Annotated in this window: 16 protein-coding genes; 9 read left to right on the top strand and 7 right to left on the bottom strand. The window is 63.3% G+C overall.

The window, feature by feature from the left end; genetic code table 11:
- The first annotated feature begins 223 nt into the window (after nucleotides 1–223).
- Nucleotides 224–694, top strand: coding sequence for a VOC family protein (locus NLY37_RS26215; RefSeq protein ID WP_023743207.1), 471 nt, complete (start codon nucleotides 224–226; stop codon nucleotides 692–694).
- Nucleotides 695–873: 179 nt separating this feature from the next.
- On the opposite strand, the gene NLY37_RS26210 is transcribed toward NLY37_RS26215, so the two are convergent.
- Nucleotides 874–2,466 (bottom strand): peptide chain release factor 3, encoded by a 1,593-nt coding sequence (locus NLY37_RS26210; protein WP_023743206.1) that lies wholly within the window; start codon nucleotides 2,464–2,466, stop codon nucleotides 874–876.
- Nucleotides 2,467–2,606: 140 nt separating this feature from the next.
- Between NLY37_RS26210 and NLY37_RS26205 the strand changes: the two genes are divergently transcribed.
- Nucleotides 2,607–3,680, top strand: coding sequence for an NAD(P)/FAD-dependent oxidoreductase (locus NLY37_RS26205; protein ID WP_023743205.1), 1,074 nt, complete (start codon nucleotides 2,607–2,609; stop codon nucleotides 3,678–3,680).
- Here NLY37_RS26205 and NLY37_RS26200 read toward each other — a convergent pair.
- From NLY37_RS26200 to NLY37_RS26190, 3 genes are all read right to left on the bottom strand, one after another.
- Nucleotides 3,674–5,047: an amidase gene (locus tag NLY37_RS26200; protein ID WP_023743204.1), complete on the bottom strand. Its 1,374-nt coding sequence runs from the start codon at nucleotides 5,045–5,047 to the stop codon at nucleotides 3,674–3,676. The two genes, NLY37_RS26205 and NLY37_RS26200, sit on opposite strands and share 7 nt — an antisense overlap.
- A 155-nt stretch (nucleotides 5,048–5,202) precedes the next feature.
- Nucleotides 5,203–5,997, bottom strand: a complete 795-nt coding sequence (locus NLY37_RS26195; RefSeq protein WP_023743203.1) for a class II glutamine amidotransferase — start codon at nucleotides 5,995–5,997, stop codon at nucleotides 5,203–5,205.
- A gap of 15 nt (nucleotides 5,998–6,012) precedes the next feature.
- Nucleotides 6,013–6,267: a DUF6356 family protein gene (locus tag NLY37_RS26190; RefSeq protein ID WP_023685117.1), complete on the bottom strand. Its 255-nt coding sequence runs from the start codon at nucleotides 6,265–6,267 to the stop codon at nucleotides 6,013–6,015.
- 114 nt (nucleotides 6,268–6,381) lie between these two features.
- On the opposite strand from NLY37_RS26190, the gene NLY37_RS26185 reads away from it, so the two are divergent.
- The 6 genes from NLY37_RS26185 to NLY37_RS26160 all read left to right on the top strand — a co-directional run bounded on the left by NLY37_RS26185 (nucleotide 6,382) and on the right by NLY37_RS26160 (nucleotide 10,968).
- Complete coding sequence (locus NLY37_RS26185; protein ID WP_023690042.1) at nucleotides 6,382–6,852, top strand: Lrp/AsnC family transcriptional regulator; 471 nt, start codon at nucleotides 6,382–6,384, stop codon at nucleotides 6,850–6,852.
- Between the two features lie 84 nt (nucleotides 6,853–6,936).
- Entirely contained in the window at nucleotides 6,937–7,422 is a 486-nt protein-coding gene (gene dut, locus NLY37_RS26180; RefSeq protein WP_023743202.1) for a dUTP diphosphatase, read from the top strand.
- A complete protein-coding gene (locus NLY37_RS26175; protein WP_023725825.1) occupies nucleotides 7,423–8,082 on the top strand; it encodes an HAD family hydrolase in 660 nt (219 codons plus the stop codon).
- Between the two features lie 176 nt (nucleotides 8,083–8,258).
- The gene (locus NLY37_RS26170) at nucleotides 8,259–9,077 is read left to right on the top strand and encodes a hypothetical protein (RefSeq protein ID WP_023743200.1); all 819 of its coding nucleotides are present in this window, start codon (nucleotides 8,259–8,261) and stop codon (nucleotides 9,075–9,077) included.
- A gap of 76 nt (nucleotides 9,078–9,153) precedes the next feature.
- Nucleotides 9,154–9,957 (top strand): isocitrate lyase/PEP mutase family protein, encoded by an 804-nt coding sequence (locus NLY37_RS26165; protein ID WP_023732504.1) that lies wholly within the window; start codon nucleotides 9,154–9,156, stop codon nucleotides 9,955–9,957.
- Between the two features lie 12 nt (nucleotides 9,958–9,969).
- Nucleotides 9,970–10,968 carry a proline racemase family protein gene (locus NLY37_RS26160; RefSeq protein WP_023743199.1) on the top strand — a complete coding sequence of 333 codons (999 nt, stop codon included), beginning with the start codon at nucleotides 9,970–9,972 and terminating at the stop codon, nucleotides 10,966–10,968.
- A gap of 5 nt (nucleotides 10,969–10,973) precedes the next feature.
- On the opposite strand, the gene NLY37_RS26155 is transcribed toward NLY37_RS26160, so the two are convergent.
- Together NLY37_RS26155 and NLY37_RS26150 are read right to left on the bottom strand one after the other, a co-directional pair.
- Nucleotides 10,974–11,675: a sulfate transporter family protein gene (locus NLY37_RS26155; protein ID WP_023692652.1), complete on the bottom strand. Its 702-nt coding sequence runs from the start codon at nucleotides 11,673–11,675 to the stop codon at nucleotides 10,974–10,976.
- A gap of 202 nt (nucleotides 11,676–11,877) precedes the next feature.
- Nucleotides 11,878–12,780, bottom strand: a complete 903-nt coding sequence (locus NLY37_RS26150; RefSeq protein ID WP_023743198.1) for a DMT family transporter — start codon at nucleotides 12,778–12,780, stop codon at nucleotides 11,878–11,880.
- Between the two features lie 215 nt (nucleotides 12,781–12,995).
- Between NLY37_RS26150 and NLY37_RS26145 the strand changes: the two genes are divergently transcribed.
- Nucleotides 12,996–13,988 carry an adenosine kinase gene (locus NLY37_RS26145; protein ID WP_023743197.1) on the top strand — a complete coding sequence of 331 codons (993 nt, stop codon included), beginning with the start codon at nucleotides 12,996–12,998 and terminating at the stop codon, nucleotides 13,986–13,988.
- 71 nt (nucleotides 13,989–14,059) lie between these two features.
- On the opposite strand, the gene NLY37_RS26140 is transcribed toward NLY37_RS26145, so the two are convergent.
- Nucleotides 14,060–15,133, bottom strand: coding sequence for a sensor domain-containing diguanylate cyclase (locus NLY37_RS26140; protein ID WP_023743196.1), 1,074 nt, complete (start codon nucleotides 15,131–15,133; stop codon nucleotides 14,060–14,062).
- Nucleotides 15,134–15,151 lie beyond the last annotated feature (18 nt).

The following is a 15,151-nucleotide window of genomic DNA, read 5'->3' as shown; positions in this document are numbered from 1 at the left end:
GCTGGATTTGGATCGCAGGGTTTATAGACCGGCAAGTATGGTCTGGCCACATTTTTGCAATGCGCCAGAGTCTCGCTGAAATCAGGGTTTCGAAAAAGATTGCCGGCCAGTGTCGGATCGCTAGCCCGGCATCCGTCCTTGGGACGACGGCAAGGGAATGGCACCATTTCTATAAGTCAGCCGCTTCACCTGTAATCGCAACCAAACACCCGAGGAGCATGACATGCAAAAGATCACCACCTGCCTGTGGTTCGACGGCCAGGCCGAAGAGGCGATGAATTTCTACGTTTCCATCTTCAAGAACTCGAAGGTACTGAGCGTGCTGCGTTGGCCCGAAGGCCATACCGATGCCGGCAAGGCGCTGGTAACCACGTTCGAACTCGACGGCGTGCAGTTCCAGGCGCTCAACGGCGGACCGCAATTCAAGTTCAACGAGGCGATGTCACAGTCGATCGACTGCAAGACCCAGGAAGAGGTCGATTATTTCTGGGACAAGCTCATCGAAGGCGGCGGCGAACCGTCGCAATGCAGCTGGCTGAAGGACAAGTTCGGCGTCTCCTGGCAAGTCGTGCCGGAGCAACTGCCGCGCCTGCTTCTGGATCCGGACCGGGCCAAGGCCGGGCGGGTGATGTCGGCGATGATGCAGATGAGCAAGATCGATATTGCCAAGATCGAGGAAGCTGCGGAGGGGTGAGAAGGAGTCCGCGTAGCGGACGAAAAGCCAATTGCTTGGCTTTTCGAGCTTCGAACGCCCTGAGCCATGCGAAGGGCCGGCGCGCGTGGGAGCCAATTGACCCTTCAACGTCGGCGCTGCCCCTCATCCGCCCTTCGGGCACCCTCTCCGCGTAAACGGGCAGAAGGAAAAGGGGCGCCTTACGCCGCCTTGTCGCGGACCTGGTAGTCTTTGACGGTTGCGAAGCGGATCGCCTTCCAGCGTTCGGCTTCGTAGTTCAGCGAGAAGGCGTGCTGGGCCAGAAACACAGGGTCGTTGTCGAGATCGCGGGCGATGTCGCCGCGATGCGCCTCAATGAAGCGAAGCGTTTCGGCCTTGTCGTCGGCCGAAATCCAGCGGCAGACCGAGAAGCGCGACATTTCGAATTCGACCGGCAGCGTGTATTCGAAATTCAGCCTTTCCTTCAAGACGTCGAGCTGCAGCGCGCCGACAACGCCGACGATGGCCGGCGAGCCGTCTTCCGGCGAAAACAGCTGCACGACGCCTTCCTCGGCCATCTGGTGCAGCGCTTCCTTGAGTTTTTTCGCCTTCATCGCGTCGCCGAGGCGCACACGGCGCAGGATTTCCGGCGCGAAGTTGGGTACGCCGCGGAACAGTATCTCCTCGCCTTCGGTCAGCGTATCGCCGATACGCAGCGTGCCGTGGTTGGGAATGCCGACGACATCGCCGGCAAACGCTTCGTCGGCGGTGACGCGGGTGCGGGCAAAGAAGAACTGCGGCGCCGACAGGCTCATCGGCTTGCCGGTGCGCACCAGCTTGGCCTTCATGCCGCGCTCGAGCTTGCCCGAACAGACGCGCACGAAGGCGATGCGGTCGCGATGGTTGGGGTCCATATTGGCCTGGATCTTGAACACGAAGGACGTCATCTTCTCCTCCGTCGCCTCGACCTTGCGGGTGTCTGCGTCCTGCGCACGCGGCGGCGGGCCGAAGGCGCCGAGCGCCTCGATCAGGTCGCGCACGCCGTAATTGCGCAGCGCCGAGCCGAAATAGACCGGTGTCAGATGACCTTCGCGGAAGGCGTCGATGTCGAGCGGGCGGCAAGCTTCGCGCGCGAGCTCCAGCTCCTCGATGAAGGCCTCGCGCTCGTTTTCCGGCAACAGGCCGGCGACGCGGTTGGAATCGGGGCCATTGACCGGCGTGCGGTCTTTCTCTGCATCGCCCTTGCGCACCGCATTCAGCGCCAGGTGATAGGTGCCGGCAAAAGTCTTGCCGCGGCCGATCGGCCAGGTGACGGGGGCGGTGTCCAGCGCCAACTTCTGCTCGATCTCGTCGAGAATTTCGAACGGGTCGCGGCTTTCGCGGTCCATCTTGTTGATGAAGGTGATGATCGGGATGTCGCGCAGCCGGCAGACTTCGAACAGTTTCAGCGTGCGCGGCTCGATGCCCTTGGCGGCGTCGATGACCATGACGGCCGAGTCGACCGCCGAGAGCGTACGATAGGTGTCGTCGGCGAAATCCTCGTGACCTGGCGTGTCGAGCAGGTTGAAGACATTGTCCTCGTATTCGAAGGTCATCACCGAGGTGACGACCGAAATGCCGCGCTCGCGCTCGATCTTCATCCAGTCGGACCGCGTCTGGATGCGGTCCTTCTTGGCCTTGACCTCGCCCGCAAGCTGGATGGCGCCGCCGAACAGCAGCAGCTTTTCGGTGAGCGTCGTCTTGCCGGCGTCTGGGTGGGCGATGATCGCGAAAGTGCGGCGGCGCGATACCGCCTGTTCGATGTCTTCAGCCAATTTCTGGAATCCTGTCTGTGGCGCGGGCTTCTAGCAGCGCATTGCCAGCCTGTCGACCGTTTCGGGCCGGCAGGCCTCGACCGCCCTTGAGCTTAACCCGCTGCGGTGGCATCAGAGGAGCCCAATTTGAGAGGTCCGGTATGAGCAGCGCTAAAGAAGTCATCGTCATCGGCGCCGGCATTATCGGGGCGTCCATCGCCTGGCACCTGACCAAGGCCGGGGCGCGGGTGACTGTGATTTCCGATAGTGGTGCCGGCGGCGTCGCCACGCCAAACTCCTTTGCCTGGATCAACGCCAGCTGGGGCAATCCCGAAATCTATTTCCGGCTGCGCATCCGTGCGATGGCCGAATGGAAGCGGCTGGCAAACGAGCTGCCCGGCCTGCCGCTCGCCTGGTGCGGCGGGCTGTGCTGGGATCTGCCGGCAGGCAGGCTCGAAGCCTACGCGGCTGAGCACGCTTCCTGGGGTTACGGCATCGAACGCGTCGACGCCGGGCGGGCAGCGCAAATCGAGCCCAGTCTCGTCGAGCCACCGGAATTGGCTGTCTATGTCGCGGAAGAAGGCGTGGCCGAACCGGTCGCAGCGGCCAAGGCGCTGCTGGCCGACGCAGAACGGCAAGGTGCGCGCGTTCTCTCCAGTTCTGTAACCGCACTTGTCCAGACCGATGGCAGGATTACCGGTGTCGATACATCGCATGGGCTGATGGCAGCCGAAGAGGTGGTGATCGCAGCCGGCGTCGGGGCGCCCGATATTGCCGCTACCGCCGGCATCAAGCTACCTATCGAGACCCCGCCCGGCCTGATCGTCCACTCGCGGCCCTACAAGAAGCTGCTCAACGGGCTGGTGCATGCCGAAAAGCTGCATATGCGCCAGACGGCGGAGGGCCGCATCATTGCCGGCTCGGATTTCGCCGGCGGCGATCCAGGTGAGAACCCCGACGCCACGGCGCGCGATTTGTTCGCAGCAATGAAGGCGGCCTTGCGCGGCGCCGACGAACTGGAATTCGATTTCCACACGGTTGGCTACCGGCCGACGCCGATCGACGGCTTTCCGATCATCGGCCGCGCCGAGGGCGCCGACGGCCTCTATGTCGCCGTCATGCATTCCGGCATCACGCTGGCGCCGGCGGTCGGGCTGTTCGCCACGCGCGAAATTCTCGACGGCGAGCGTGATCCGCTGCTGACGCCTTATGGGTTGGGTCGGTTTGCTCAGTAGCCCGGCGGACGCTTGAAGCCGCCGGTCAGCGCTTCGATCGCCTTGGCGATGCCGAGCAGCCGCGATTCCGACCAGCGCTTGCCGACCAGTTGCAGGCCGATAGGCAGGCCGTCGCGGTCTTGCCCGCAGGGCAGCGAGAGTGCCGGATGGCCGGAATAATTGAAGACCGCGCCATAGGCCGGTAGCATCCAATAGCTTTGCTCCTTGCCGTCGACTTCGATCGGCGTGCCGGGCTCACAATGCGCGAAGGCCGTGGTCATGGCGACCGGGCACAGCAAGGCATCGCAGGTTTCGAAGAACCTGTCCCAGGCCAGGATCGAGCGGTCGCGGCGAGCGAGCGCCTCGAACCAATTGGTGATCGGCGTTGGCTGCTCCGGCGGTTCGGGCTGCGCTGCCTCCAGCATCATGCCGATCAGATCGCCGCCCTGCTCCAGATCGTCATGCAGATCGATCTCAGGCAAGTTCGCTTCTTCCACAATCACCCCTGCTGATTGCAAGCGCTTGGCCAGGCTTTCGACCGCGGCAGCGATTTTACCAGCCACCGGAAAGCCGGGGAAGGACGGCGCGACGGTGATGCGCAATGTCTTGAGGTCGAGCCTGGGCATGGCCTCTACGGGCACCGGCGCGAGGTCGGTGTCTGCTCCGTCCGGGCCGGCGATGATTTTGTAGATCAGCGCAAGATCATCCACGCTGCGCGCCAGCGGGCCGAGGCAGGACATCAACCGCACGCTTCGCGCCGCGCCGTTCGGATCGGGGAAGGCGCCGGCCAGCGACACGCGATGCTCGGTCGGTTTCAACCCGTAGACACCGCAAAAAGCCGACGGCAGGCGGATCGAATCCTGCATGTCGGTTCCCACATCGAACGGCGTCATGCCGGTCGCCACCGCTGCCGCGGCGCCACCGCTGGACCCGCCTGACGTGCGCGAGCGGTTCCACGGATTGCTGGTGCGACCGAACAGCGGATTGTCCGATTGCCAGTCGCCCAGCATCGTCGCGACATTGGTCTTTCCAATCAGGATGCCGCCTGCGGCTTTCAATCGGGCGACGACCGGACTGTCTGCCTTTGCCACATAGTCGGCGAATGGTGCGAAACCAACCGTGGTCTTCATATCAGCGGTTTGGTGCATGTCCTTCAACGTGAAAGGCACGCCATGCAGCGGTCCGAGCGCATCGCCGCGCGCCTGCACCGCGTCGGCTTGTTTCGCGCGCTCGCGGGCGCCTTCCCGATCGAGATTGACGACCGCGTTGACCGCCTCGTTATGCAGGTCAATCTGCGCCAGTTGCGCGTCTAGCGCCTCAACGGCGGAGATTTTTCGCGCCGCAATCGTGGCGGCGAGGTCGACGGTCGAGGAGAAGACTAGGTCCATGGCGAATGCTCCGGCAGTCGGCGCCTTCGCCAAATGGCAGGCGCGGCTTGAAGTGAGTTCAGCATTTCTAGGACAGGGAACGCTTGATCGTAATTGCGCTGACCGGTTCGGTTGAGGGGGGCGCGAAGGAATGCGGCCTACCCTGTTTCCTTCGATCAGCCCACCAGCGGGAGCTTCGCAGTTGCCGGCACGAACGGCCGAATAACCATCCCATCGCCGCTGATCGTGACAAAGCTCGCCGGCGGAATGGCCTGCCAGTCGCTGCCTTCGCGGTCGAAGGGTTCGGAAACGATGCAGCGACCGCCATTGCGGAGCGAGGTGTAGAGCGTTGGCGCGTGGGCGTCGCTGGCGTAGCGCACGGCATAGAGCGCCTGCCCATCCGAGAACGCTGCGGTCAGTTTCAAGGCTGGCTCCAGACCGGCGCGGCGCGATGCCTCGATGACGCGAGCGGTGGCGCGCGATACTGCCCCTTGCGGGTCGCCAGCAAGACCCTCGTCGATCATCAGCAGGAAAAACAATTCGGAATCGGTGGTGCCCTCGCGCTGGTCGAAGGCGGCGTCAGAGAGCGAGTTCTCCAGCGCGCGGCGGATCTTTTCGACGCCGCCGATCTGGCCGTTGTGCATGAACGACCAGCTGCCGGAGATGAAGGGATGGCAGTTCATGCGGCTGGTGGCGCCGCCGGTCGACGCTCTGACATGGGCGAGGAACAGGCCGGATTTGATCTGCCGGCACAGGCTTTTCAGATTGGGATCCGACCAGGCCGGCAGGATGTCGCGGTAGAGGCCGGGCTCGGGCCGGTCGCCATACCAGGCAAGGCCGAAACCGTCGCCATTGGTCGGCGACTTGGCTTCCTGGGCGCAATGGCTCTGGGCAATCAGCGAGTGGCAAGGCGCGGTGACGACGTCTTCGAGGAAGACCGCTTCACCCAGATAGGCCGCCCATCGGCACATCGCTTCTAACCAATCCTAGGCGCGATCCAAGAGAGCCTGGGGCTCCTTCACCGCGTGCGAGCCTCTGTTGTGCGTCCGCTCGTAGAGTTCGCGAACGATTCGGCTTGCCGTAGTTTCGAAGAGAAACGGCAAGAAAGCGTGAACGAGTGCCGCACCAGCGGCCATCAGGAGGCGCGAGCAGAACCAGGCGGCAAAGGCCATATGGCTGAAATAGGTCTCGCCCACCTTGGCCGGGTGAGAGGTGAACAGCTTCGAAAACAGCGTCGTCATGGTGATCCCTCCTGCCGGGATAAGCCCCGATGTGGGTATCCTGCCACGGGGTAAAGGTTCATCGGTCTCAATTTGTCCTTGTCTAACGCCGTGGTTCGGGACATTCATCCCAACATGGCGCTTGAATTTGATGAAATCGACCGAAGATTGCTGGCCGAGCTGCAACGCGACGGCACACTGTCGGTCGATCAGCTCTCCGAAAAAGTGTCGCTGTCGCGCAACGCCTGCTGGCGCCGGGTCAAGCGGCTGGAAGAGGACGGCGTCATCACCGGACGGGTGGCGCTGGTCGATGCCGACAAGCTCGGGCTCGGACTTTCGGTGTTCATCCTGATCCGCACCTCCAATCATGACCCGGACTGGCTGCAGAAGTTCCGTGCGGCGGTGACTGGTTTTCCCGAGATCACCGGGGTCTATCGCATGTCCGGCGATCTCGACTACGTGCTGCGCGCCCGCGTCGCTGACATGAAGGCCTATGACCGGCTCTATCAGCGGCTGATCGCCAAGGTGGCGCTGTCGGACGTTTCGGCCTCCTTCGTCATGGAGGAGATCAAGGAGACGACCGTCGTTCCGGTGGAATTGCGCTAGGTCACACTGACGCCTGAAAGAAAGCCGTTGATGGCCTGCGGACGAGTTGACCGAATCGCCGTTCGCGCCGATAGGATCGATTTTATGCGCGCAGCCTTCCAAAATTCCTCCGTCATTGGTCCCACTATCGGCTTCGTCAGGTTGCCGCATGGCGATGGACTTCCCCTTCCCGCTTACGAAAGCACCGGCGCCGCCGGCATGGATCTGCGCGCCGCGGTGCCGGAAGACCGGCCGCTGCTGATCCTGCCTGGCAAGCGCGCCTTGGTGCCGACCGGTCTGATCCTGGAAATTCCCGAAGGAATGGAAGGCCAGGTGCGGCCGCGCTCCGGCCTTGCCTTCAAGCATGGGCTGACCGTCCTCAATTCACCAGGCACGGTCGACAGCGACTATCGCGGCGAGGTTAAGGTGCTGCTGGTCAACCTCGGCGACGAGGATTTCGCGGTGACGCGCGGCATGCGCATTGCCCAGATCGTCTTTGCCGCGGTGACGCAGGTGACGGTTGAGGAGCGCTCGCTGGCCGGCGCCACGACGCGCGGCGCGGGCGGGTTCGGATCGACCGGCACCGCCTGAATGAGCATACCGAAACTGGTCATCTTCGACTGCGACGGAATCCTGGTCGACACCGAGAACCTTGCCAACCGGCGGCTTGCCGAGTGGTTTGTTGCCGCCGGTTATCCCACCACATTCGAATATTGCCGCAAATATTTTTCCGGCCGCAGCATGGCTTCGGTGCAGAAGGAAATCGAAGAGACGACCACGGTGCGGCTCGGCGCCGATTTCGTCGATCGCTGGAATGCCGGCCTGCCCGATCTGTTTGCGCATGGCGTCGAGGCGATCCCCTATGTGCGCGACTTCATCGAGGCGGTTCGCGCGGCCGGCATTCCCTATTGCGTCGCCACTTCTGCGCGTATCTCGAAGATGCACATCACGCTCGGCCAGACCGGGCTGCTGCCGCTGTTCGAGCATGCCATGTTCTCTTCGACCATGGTCAGCCGCGGCAAGCCGTTCCCGGACCTGTTCCTGCATGCGGCAAAGACCATGGGTTTTGCGCCGGCCGACTGCATCGTCATCGAGGACAGCGTTGCCGGCACGCAGGCCGGCATTGCCGCGGGCATGCGTGTCTATTCCTATCATGGCGATCCCTATTCCGACCGCGATGGCCTAGCCGGCGCTGGCGGCGTCCTGTTCGACGACATGCGCGAACTTGCCGGGCTGGTGCCGATCCACTGAAGCTGTGTTAGGTTCCGCGCGGCCAGCCTGAGGCACCCATGCCAACGAACCTGCTTCGCTCCATCCTAAAGCGTTTCACCGTTTCATGGAAACGGCGAACCGCTCTATCTTTTTGTTTTGTCGCAATTTCCGGCCGGAAAACCGCACACACTTTTCCTGAAATTGCTCTAGCGCTTGTGCTGCTGCCGTGGCTTTGGACCGCAGCCAGCGCGCAAGCCGTCAGCTTCCCGGAATTCGGCAGCGCCATCCCCGGTCACATGGATGTGACCTATCTGGACCTCGCAAGGATGGTCATTCCCGGCCTCGCAGGTGACAGCAACGGTTTCTACCGGGGTGGATTGCCGATCGAGATGCGCCACATCGAGGGACCGGATGGCGGCGGTTCGCCGCCTGAGACATCGGGCCTCTCCAACGCCGGCGTGCTCGCCATCAAGGCCGGGGGCAAGGACCGGCTGGCGATGCTCTACGACCTCGGCGACTCTCCCGACAGCGCCGAAGGCTATGCCGTGCTGGCGCTCTACGACATCACAGACAAGCCGAAGCTGCTCGACGCCGTCAATGTCGCGCTCGACCGCGGCACCTATTTCCGTGAACCGGGCAAGCTTTCCGTTGGGCCGAACGACGACATCGTGATCACCATGAGCGCGCATTTCAATTCAAGCCAAAACTACGCGATCACGCCGCTGATCATGGTGCGCGACGACAAATTCCAATTGATCGACATGATCTTCACCTTCGATGAGAACCTGTGCGCCTACAGCCGCAAGCAGGACGTTGCTTTCCAGACGATCGCTGACGGGCAGCCTTATGCCGCGGTCAAAGTGACGGTGACCGACGCCACGGTGCTCAACGGCGAGAGCTGCGACGGCCAGCCGCCCAAGCCTGAAGCCCACGCAATTTCCGTTGCCGATCATTGGGACAAGAAGACGTTGCACTACGTCAAGGATACCGACGCGCTGGACAGATTGGCAGGAGAGAACGCCAAACGCTTCTGAGCCAACCGCATTCGTTTGCCCGGTGCATTTCTGCACGATAGAATCTGCCGATATTCCGCATCTGAAGGGAGCACTCATGGACAAGGGCAAGATCTTTCGCGACCTGCACGCCTCGACCTTCGTCATGCCCAACCCCTGGGATGTCGGCACGACCAAGCTCCTGGCCTCCTTCGGCTTCAAGGCGCTGGCGACGACCAGCGCCGGTTTTGCCTTCTCGCGCGGCCTGCCCGATGGCGCAGTGACCTTCGAGGCGATGATCCACCATTGCCGCGAGCTGACGGCGGCGACCAGCCTGCCGGTGTCGGCCGATCTCGAGAAAGGCAAGGGCGACAGCGCGACGAGTGCCGCCGAGACGGTTTTTGCGGCCGAAGCGGCAGGTCTCGCCGGCTGCTCGATCGAGGACCATACCGGCGATCCCGACAAGCCCATCTATGAGTTTTCACACGCCGTCGAGCGCGTTGCAGCTGCTGCTGAGGCCGCACGGGCGCTCAAGCATGATTTTGTCTTCACCGCACGGGCCGAGAATTTCCTTTGGGGCAAACCGGATCTCGACGACACGATCAAGCGGCTGCAGGCCTTCGAAAAGGCCGGCGCCGATGTGCTCTATGCGCCCGGCCTCAAAGATGTCGAGACCATCCGGAACATCTGCTCGGCGGTGAGCAGGCCGGTCAATGTCATGGCACTCCCGGCCTTCACCATCGCCGACCTTGCCATGGCCGGGGTCAAGCGCATCTCGCTCGGTCCGTGGCTGACCAATTTCGCCTTCGGCATGCTGGAAACCGCGGCGCGCGAGATCCAGCAGGACGGCACGTTCGGCTTCACCCGGGCCGCCATCCCGTTCGGCAAATTGCAGGCGCTGTTTTCCAAATCCTCAGGCTAGGGGTCCCGGCGCATGACGCTCACCGTCGTCGACATGCACACCGGCGGCGAGCCGCTCAGGATCGTCACCGGCGGCTATCCAGACATTCCCAAAGGCACGATCCTGGAAAAGCGCGCCTATGTGCGCGACCACCTCGACCATTTGCGCAAGCTGCTGATCTTCGAGCCGCGCGGCCACTACGACATGTATGGCGCGCTGCTGGTGGAGCCCGACCTGCCCGGCGCCGAGCTGGCCGTGCTGTTCATGCACAACGAGGGCTATTCGACGATGTGCGGCCACGCCATCATTGCGCTTGGCCGCTACGCCGTCGACGAAGGCCTGGTGGCGAAACAGGAGCCAATCACCATGGTCAACATCGAGGCGCCGTGCGGCTTGGTCGTCGCTTCGGTGGAGGTCAAGGACGGCAAAGCGGGATCGGTGTCGTTCGAAAGCGTGCCGGCCTTTCTGTTTGCCCATGACCAACAAATCGAATTGGGGGGATACGGCAAGATTGCGTTCGACATCGCCTATGGCGGCGCCTTCTACGCGCTGGCCGACTGCCATCAATTCGGCCTGGAGTTCGGCCGCAGCCGGGTGCGCGATTTCGTCGACGCGGCAACCGCGCTGACCGAGCGGCTGAAGGCGGCGTTCCCTCTATCGCATCCCGACCATGCCGATCTCGCTTTCCTCTACGGCACCATCCTCACCGATGGACACGATGCGTTCTCCGGCGAGGCAACAAAAAACATCTGCGTCTTTGCCGATGCCGAGGTCGACCGCTCGCCGACCGGCTCCGGCGTCACCGCGCGGCTGGCGGCAATGCATGCCAAGGGTGAGATCAACCCTGGTCAGGAGCGGTCCTTCGAAAGCATCGCCGGCTCGCGCTTTTCCGGAGCGGTGGCGCGCACGACCATGGCCGGCCCGCATGATGCGATCATCGCCCGCGTCGGCGGCCGCGCCTACTATTCGGGCCGGGCGGAATTCACCGTCGAGCCGGATGACGAATTGGGACGCGGTTTTCTTCTGCGTTGATAGGCCTATCGCCCGGCGCTCTCCCGCGCGCCGACCGCCTTGTGCAGATGCACCATCATGGCGGCGGCAAAGAGCGGCGTCAGCAGGTTGAGCAGGGGCACGGCGAGGAAGGCAGCGATGAGCAGCCCGGCCAGAAAGACGGTGCCGGCATATTTCCGGCGCAACGCCCTCGCCTCATCTTCCGGGCGGAAGCGCATGGCGGCGAATTCGAAGAATTCACGTCCGAGCAGATAGCCGTTGACGATGAAGAAGGCGGCGATGTTGACGCCTGGAACCAACAGAAGGAGCAAGGCGACGATGTTGCCCAGGATGACGACGCCGAAGAATTTCACCGACAACACGAGCGAGCGCAGCGCCGGCATGGCGCGTCCGACGGGATCGGCCGGATAGTCGGTGCGCTCGACCACTTCGGCGATGTCGTCGAGAAACAGGCCCGCCACGATTGCCGTCACCGGCGCGATCAGCAGCGCCATCCCGAAGGCAAGAGCGATGGCCGCGATAATGCCGCCCAGCCATCCGGCCCAGGACGGCAGGCCGGGCAACAAGGAGTGAACCCATGGCAGCGCCAGCCAATCGACAAGCCCGGTCAAGACGAACCACAAGGCGACCAGCGCCAGGACGGTCAAGCCCAGCGTCTTCAGGAAAACCGCGCGGAATTCGGGAGAAAACAGCCGGCTGAAGGCGGCGCGGGCAGCGTTGGAGATCACGGCGTTTCCACCCCCAGGAACAAACGGACATCTCCGACATAGGCGGAGACCCTATCAGCCGCAAGCCTGCTGGAGCGGGCGCAATTCCGGACGGGAACTAACTAGAGCATGATCCCAAAAAATGGGGACCGGTTTTTGGAAAAGATCATACTCCAACAAAGGGTTAGATCATGATGAGATTTCAACCAAATCTGATAATGATCTAGCGCGCCAGCGCCCGGGAGCGGGCTGGGATGGTCATTGCCGCAACGCCGGCGACGACGCAGCCCATGCCCCAGAGCGCCGTCGGCCCGATGCTTTCGCCGAGAAACACGACGCCGATGCCGACGCCGATCGGCACGCGCAGATAGGCCTGCGACGTCGTGCCGACCGAACCCAGAGTGTGGATGAGGCGGAAAAAGATGCAGAAGGCCAGCGCCGTGGAGAACACCGACAATGCCAACAAGGCCAGTATCGACGCCATTGAAGGCGACAGGGTCCACGGGCGGTCGAAGGCCAGGCTCAAGGGGACGAGGATGACTGCGCCGCACAGCATCGAGCCGGCGGCCGGCAGCATCGGGTCGAGTCCCCTAAAGCCGCGGCCGAAAATGGCGGCGCCGGCATAGCAGACCGTGGCGGCAATGACGGCAAGCTGCGCCCACAATTGATGGCCGAGCCCGCCAAGCGCCTGGGTGCCGACGATCAGGCAAATACCGGCGATGCCGGCACCGACGCCGAACAGCTTGCGTGCGGTCACGGATTCGTGGCGGGTGATCAGCGCGGTCAGCAGAAAGGTGAAGATCGGCGAGGTCGCGTTGAGAATGGTGGCCAGGCCGGCATCGATGGAACGCTCGGCGGCGGCGATCAGCGTGAACGGCACGACGCTGTTGAGGCAGGCCTGGACCATGAACCGCCACAAGGTCGCGCTGTCCTTGGGCATGGCGAGGCCGCGCCAGCGGATCAGCGCGAGCAGGATGGCGCCGGCAATCAAGGTGCGGGCAGCGATGAAGGATATCGGCGGGATCGTCTCGACACCGATCTTGATGAAGGTATAGGACGCGCCCCACAGGGCGGCCAGCACGCCAAGCAGCGCCAGTTCGGTGGTCATGTCGGTCTTTGCTTGCATGCGGGTGCTTCCAGCGCTTGATTTGAGGCCAAGCTTGTAGGCGACCCGGCGGTCAGATGCTTCGGCCACGGTCGAACTGTGATGGAGCCTCGTCCCAGGTGCGCGCGCCGGCTTGGGCCGGCAAAGGATGGAAATCGGTTGCCATTTTTCGGGGTGATGCTGTAGACCCGCCCGGGCGCGGCAGAAAGCCGGCAGGTTCCGAGGCGGAGACATTGATGCCGGATTTTGACGTGCTTTGCATCGGCAATGCCATTGTCGACATCATCGCCCAGTGCGACGACGCTTTTCTCGAGACCAACGGCATCATCAAGGGTGCGATGAACCTCATCGACACCAAGCGCGCCGAGCTGCTCTACAGCCGCATGGGGCCGGCGATCGAGGCCTCGGGCGGCAGCGCCGGCAACACGGCGGCGGGCGTCGCCAGCTTCGGCGGCCGCGCCGCCTTCTTCGGCAAGGTGTCGAACGATCCGCTCGGCGAAATCTACGCCCATGACATCCATGCCCAGGGCGTTGCCTTCGACACCAGGCCGCTTGAGGGACAGCCGCCGACGGCGCGCTCGATGATATTCGTCACCCCCGATGGCGAGCGTTCGATGAATACCTATCTCGGCGCCTGCGTCGAACTCGGCCCGGAAGACGTCGAGGCCGACAAGGCATCCGGCGCCAAGGTTACCTATTTCGAGGGCTATCTGTGGGATCCGCCGCGCGCCAAGGAGGCGATCCGGCAGACGGCGAAGCTCGCACACGAGGCCGGGCGCGAAGTGTCGATGACGTTGTCGGATTCGTTCTGCGTCGACCGCTACCGGGACGAGTTCCTCGAGCTGATGCGCTCGGGCACTGTCGACATCGTCTTTGCCAACAGCCACGAGATCAAGTCGCTCTACCAGACAAAATCCTTCGACGAGGCGCTGGCTCAGATCCGCAAGGACTGCAAGATTGCCGCCGTCACCCGCTCCGAAAAAGGCTCGGTGATCGTGCGCGGCGACGAGACCGTCACCATTCAGGCGACGACGATCCGCGAACTGGTCGACACCACTGGCGCCGGCGACCTCTACGCCGCCGGTTTCCTCTATGGCTATACGAGCGGGCGCAGCCTGAAGGATTGCGGCGATCTCGGCTCGCTAGCCGCCGGGCTGGTGATCCAGCAGCTTGGGCCAAGGCCGCGGCAGAACCTGCGCAGCGCGGCCCAATTGGCGGGGTTGCTGTAGGGCCGTCTTTCGGCGCGCAGCGCCGAGCCAGATGAGGGGTGCCCGCCGGTTGAGGCTGTCCGGCGCTCCGCTCAGGCGGTGCGGCGAAGGTCGTCGGACGTAGGCCCGGGTTCCAAAGCCCCGGCGGTGACCAGCCGGTTGCGGCCGCTCTTTTTGCCGATGTACATCAGTCGGTCGGCGAGCGTTATCAGCGCCTCCGAATCGGACGCTTCCGCCGGGTAGATGGCGACGCCAACGGTGCAACCAACATGGATGGCACCATTCGGCGTCGGCACCTTGATCCGCAGCTTTTCCAGGATACGTTCGGCGACGCCCACGGCCTTCTGTCGGGCCCGGCTAGCCTCTCCTGAAAACAGGAATGCGAACTCGTCTCCACCGAGCCGCGCCACGAAATCAGCGCTGCGCAGGATGGTGCGAAGCTGACCCGCCACCTCCTGCAGCAGCGCGTCGCCGGCCTCGTGGCCGAGCGTGTCGTTGACCTTCTTGAACCTATCGAGGTCGATGAACAGCAGGCCGGCCGCCTGGCCGGTGCTGTCGCAGCGGTCGATCACCGACCTCAGCTCGTTGTGAAAGGCGCGCCGGTTGGGCAGGCCGGTCAATGCATCGTGGTTGGCCGAGTGGTCGCTGTGCTGCTTGGCCAGCTCGATCTCGCGCTTTTGTACGGAGAGTTCCTCATTGGCGGCCTTGAGTTCGAGCAGCAGCTCGGCGTTGAGATCCTCGACGACCTTGCGGTCGCTGATGTCGACGACGAAACCTTCGAGGAATTCGAGTTCGCCTGCCTCGTCCCAGACGCCGCCGCCGATCTCGCGGACCCAGAGCGGCTCGCCGACCTGCGGCACGATGCGGTAGTCGACGTTCCAGTTGCAGCGCGCCTCGAGCGCGGTATCGACGGCGGCATAGACGGCAGCGAGATCATCCGGGTGGATGGCCGAGACATAGTCGCGCACGGCATTTTGAATGAAGTCGCTCGGCCGATAACCGCTGACGGTGAAAATGCCGTCGCTGATGTAGAGCATGGTGTAGGACGCATCGTTGCGGCAACGGTAGAGATAACCGTCCATGCGGCCGGTGATGCTGAGCAGCGCGTCCAGCCGCTCGTCGTGGTAGACCCCGTGGCCGACCACAGATGCCGTGTCATGCTTCATGGCCGCACCCCCGTTTTG

This window comes from Mesorhizobium sp. C395A, assembly GCF_030323205.1.
Lineage (GTDB): Bacteria > Pseudomonadota > Alphaproteobacteria > Rhizobiales > Rhizobiaceae > Mesorhizobium.
This window is presented reverse-complemented; position numbering and strand designations above follow the sequence as displayed.

Bases quoted from the DNA above. Each gene is read 5' to 3' on its own strand.
- NLY37_RS26145 (WP_023743197.1), top strand. From the start codon at position 12,996: ATGCCGGATTTTGACGTGCTTTGCATCGGCAATGCCATTGTCGACATC.
- NLY37_RS26175 (WP_023725825.1), top strand. From the start codon at position 7,423: ATGAGCATACCGAAACTGGTCATCTTCGACTGCGACGGAATCCTGGTC.
- NLY37_RS26195 (WP_023743203.1), bottom strand. From the start codon at position 5,997: ATGTGCCGATGGGCGGCCTATCTGGGTGAAGCGGTCTTCCTCGAAGAC.
- NLY37_RS26205 (WP_023743205.1), top strand. From the start codon at position 2,607: ATGAGCAGCGCTAAAGAAGTCATCGTCATCGGCGCCGGCATTATCGGG.
- NLY37_RS26150 (WP_023743198.1), bottom strand. From the start codon at position 12,780: ATGCAAGCAAAGACCGACATGACCACCGAACTGGCGCTGCTTGGCGTG.
- dut (WP_023743202.1), top strand. From the start codon at position 6,937: ATGCGCGCAGCCTTCCAAAATTCCTCCGTCATTGGTCCCACTATCGGC.
- NLY37_RS26165 (WP_023732504.1), top strand. From the start codon at position 9,154: ATGGACAAGGGCAAGATCTTTCGCGACCTGCACGCCTCGACCTTCGTC.
- NLY37_RS26160 (WP_023743199.1), top strand. From the start codon at position 9,970: ATGACGCTCACCGTCGTCGACATGCACACCGGCGGCGAGCCGCTCAGG.
- NLY37_RS26185 (WP_023690042.1), top strand. From the start codon at position 6,382: ATGGCGCTTGAATTTGATGAAATCGACCGAAGATTGCTGGCCGAGCTG.
- NLY37_RS26140 (WP_023743196.1), bottom strand. From the start codon at position 15,133: ATGAAGCATGACACGGCATCTGTGGTCGGCCACGGGGTCTACCACGAC.
- NLY37_RS26190 (WP_023685117.1), bottom strand. From the start codon at position 6,267: ATGACGACGCTGTTTTCGAAGCTGTTCACCTCTCACCCGGCCAAGGTG.
- NLY37_RS26215 (WP_023743207.1), top strand. From the start codon at position 224: ATGCAAAAGATCACCACCTGCCTGTGGTTCGACGGCCAGGCCGAAGAG.
- NLY37_RS26200 (WP_023743204.1), bottom strand. From the start codon at position 5,047: ATGGACCTAGTCTTCTCCTCGACCGTCGACCTCGCCGCCACGATTGCG.